The sequence below is a fragment of the Clostridium sp. genome (assembly GCF_040797585.1).
Taxonomy (GTDB): Bacteria; Bacillota; Clostridia; order Clostridiales; family Clostridiaceae; genus Clostridium_Z.
Window position 1 is genome coordinate 1 of record NZ_JBFNEO010000255.1, and the last position, 3,512, is coordinate 3,512.

Below are 3,512 nucleotides of genomic sequence, written 5' to 3' on the forward strand. Positions count from 1 at the left end.
CCTCCTTTCTGGGATAAACTATACTAAATTTAAGTAGAAATAATCATAAATATAAATCCATATCTGTTGTAATACTGAAAAAAATCATATATAAATAGATAAAATCTATATAGAATAAAAATGAGTTTAATGTAAGACAAATATAGTATGTGCTAAAAATAAGTTAATAATCTTGTAAGAAAAATATAGAGAAAATAAAAAAAGTAGGGATATTAAATATGAAATTATTAAGGGTTAAAGAGGTGTAAAAAACGAAGGGGATTTTCAGAATTTTCACTATATAAAGTAGGGGTGTGATATAATTAGTAGAGTACTAAAATTTATAAAAATATATAATTATTAACTTAAATAACTTTTATTTAGTTAATCAATAGGGGGATTGCTATGATAGAAGAAAAGAGGATGTATTTTGCAGCTAAGGCTTTTATAGTACAGGGAAATAAGTTTTTAGCTATGCATAAGAAAAGTTCTGAGGAAGAATACTTAGAGCTTCCTGGAGGAAGGGTAGAATTTGGAGAAAGCCTAGAAGATACATTGAAAAGAGAAATCTTTGAAGAAACAAAACTTAGCTTTGAAAGAATTAAACTTTTAGATACATGGGAGTTTATTGGAGAGAATTATCAGATAGTTGGAGTTATATACCTATGTAGAGTAATAGAAGGAAAAGTTATTTTATCAGAGGAACATGATTATTATAAATGGTTAGAGATTAATGATGACTCTATGGATAAACTTCATAGAGTATATAGAGACAGGTTAGTTAATTTAGGTTATGGAAATATAAAAGAATCAGTAAAAGAAGCTAAGATTAAAAATGGAGATTATTATGATTATCCTTTTTAAATATAATTTTAGAATAGAGGCTGAAACTTAGAATTAGAAAGCTATAACACTACAAGATTAATTTAGTGTTATAGCTTTTGTGTTTTAAAAATTAAAAAAAATTCTAATTAATAATCTAAGATTTTTATAGGAAGAATTTATGAAAATATTTATATAATTATGATTTAAAGTGTAGATATATAAACATTCTAAATATATTTATATAAAGAAATTATAAAAAATTACGAAATTTTTAATCAAAGGGTATATTTTATTACTAAGGAGGGTTTTATGGAAAACTTAAAAAAGAAAGAGATTAACTTTAAGAGTATAGGAACAAAGTTAATAGTGATTTTTATATTACTAACTGTTTTTAATTGTATTGTATTATCTGGGATATCTATAACCATATCTAAAAAGGCACTTAACTCTATGGCAAATGAAACTTTGCCAGAGATAGCTAAGGCTTCCGCTGGCATGATTAATGAGAAGCTTGAAACAGGAAAACAAGTTCTTAAGAACTTAGCTATGAATATATATATTTCTGATTCATCCAAGCCGTTAGAGGAAAGGCTTAAAGAAATAGAAAATAATGTAGAAATTAATGGGTTCATGAGAATGGGGATAGCAGATAAAAATGGAATTTATGTAGCTACTAATGGGGGGCAGTTATTCATATCTGATAAGGATTATTATAAAAGAGCAATGGCTGGAGAAACTGTAGTAGGTGCTCCTTTCATAAGTGATTATCAGGGGGATAACAATAAGCTGATATTTTCAATAGCTACACCTATAAAAGATAAAAACTCTGGTGAAATAACAGGTGCTTTAATTGCAGTAAGGGATGCAGAAGATTTTAGTAATATCTTATCTAATATAACCATAGGAGAAACAGGGGAGGCTTTTATGGTTGATGAAGCTGGAACTGTAGTTGCTCACAAAAATTCAGATTACATAGGTAAGTATAATGCTATAGAACTTTCAAAAATAGACTCTAAATTAGAAGAATTCTCAAAAATTGTACAGAATATGATAAAAGGGTCTCTAGGAACAGATACATATAACCTTAATGGAGAAGAGAAATTTATCTCTTATTCGCCAGTAGGAAATACAGGGTGGAGTTCAGCTATAACTATAGACGAGAATGAAGTGTTAAAGGAAGTTAAGGTAATTAGAAATTATATAATTATTCTATCGTTCATATGTGTAATCCTTAGTATAATTCTTATATTAATTCAAGTAAGAAAAATAGCTAATATAATAAAAACTGCAGTAGAACATTTGAATATAATGGCAAAAGGAGATATGTCAAAGGATATACCTAATGCTTTACTAGAAAGAAAAGATGAGTTTGGATTTATGGCTAAAGCCATGGATAGAACACAAGATTCTATAAGAGAGATAGTTAAAAATATAAAAGAAAGTTCCTTAACCATAGATAGTTATTCAGAAAATTTAGCAAGCCTTTCTACTGAGATGTCAAGTTCATCAGATACAGTAGCAACCTCTGTACAAGAAGTTGCAAGGGGAGCAGAGACTCAAGCTACAGATATTTCCTATATAGTAGAAATACTAAATGATTTTAATGGACAAATAGAACAGGTGATATCATCAATTAAAAATGTAGAGGAAGAAGCAGATAAGATTGAAGGGCTTTCAAATGGTAGTAATTCAGAAATGAAGAAAGTTATGGTATCTGTAGAGAATGTTAATTATTCCTTTAAAGAGTTATCAAATAAAATTCATAATGTAGAAGATGATATAAATAAAATTCATGAAATTACTGATGTTATTAATGGAATTGCGGAGAAAACAAATCTTTTAGCATTAAATGCAGCTATAGAGGCAGCAAGAGCTGGAGAAGTAGGGCGTGGATTTGCAGTAGTTTCTGATGAAATAAGAAAGCTGGCAGATCAGAGTAGAGTTTCAGCTAAAAACATAAATAACTTAGTTGATTCTGTATTTAAAGAGACTAACATAATGGTAGATACCACATCCTTAGTTCAAAAGGAATTAGGAAATCAAAAAGAAACAATAAATGTGGCAGTGGAGTCCTTTGATAAAATTATTGGAGAAGTGAGTATTATGAAGCCTAAAATACAGAATACAGTATATGTAACGGGAAAAATTGAGGAAAGTAAAAATATAATTTTAAATAAAATTCAAGATTCAGCAGCGGTATCACAAGAGGTATCAGCTTCAGCAGAAGAAATAGCAGCAATATCAGAAGAGATGAATGCTTCATCAGAAGAAGTAGCGAATGCTGCACAAGACTTAACATTCATGACTAAGAGTATGAAAGAAGATACAGATAGATTTATAGTATAGAAAATTCTAAGTGGCTTAAATTAGATGTAAAAAACTTGTAAAAGGATTTATCCTAGAACATAATTGGATTCTAGGATAAATCTTTTTTATTATTTAACTTAATTGTTGATATTACTTTTATAGTATATATAAGAAAGTTATCAATGTATATTACCACATTATGCATTAAACTAAATCACAAGATTCTATTATTTAATGCATATTCAAAGATTGAGTTCTGATATAGTTTAACTATAGAGAAAGCACATTACACATTAATCTAAACTTCAATCTAACATGATTTATAGCTTATTAAGTATTGAGATACCATGTGGTTTATCTATGATGTGCTACATCATATCTTAAGCTAAACTTCAAGTTAA

General features: G+C 28.2%; 2 protein-coding genes. Both read left to right on the plus strand.

The genetic code is table 11. From position 1 onward, the window contains the following. Positions 1–384: 384 nt before the first annotated feature. Positions 385–843, plus strand: coding sequence for an NUDIX domain-containing protein (locus tag AB2369_RS12370; RefSeq protein ID WP_367666780.1), 459 nt, complete (start codon positions 385–387; stop codon positions 841–843). A 270-nt stretch (positions 844–1,113) separates the two neighbouring features. Further along, entirely contained in the window at positions 1,114–3,150 is a 2,037-nt protein-coding gene (locus AB2369_RS12375; protein ID WP_367666781.1) for a methyl-accepting chemotaxis protein, read from the plus strand. Positions 3,151–3,512: the final 362 nt, after the last annotated feature.

What these genes read in the sequence shown, in the direction of transcription:
- AB2369_RS12370 (WP_367666780.1), top strand. Translation starts at nt 385, where the DNA reads ATGATAGAAGAAAAGAGGATGTATTTTGCAGCTAAGGCTTTTATAGTA.
- AB2369_RS12375 (WP_367666781.1), top strand. Translation starts at nt 1,114, where the DNA reads ATGGAAAACTTAAAAAAGAAAGAGATTAACTTTAAGAGTATAGGAACA.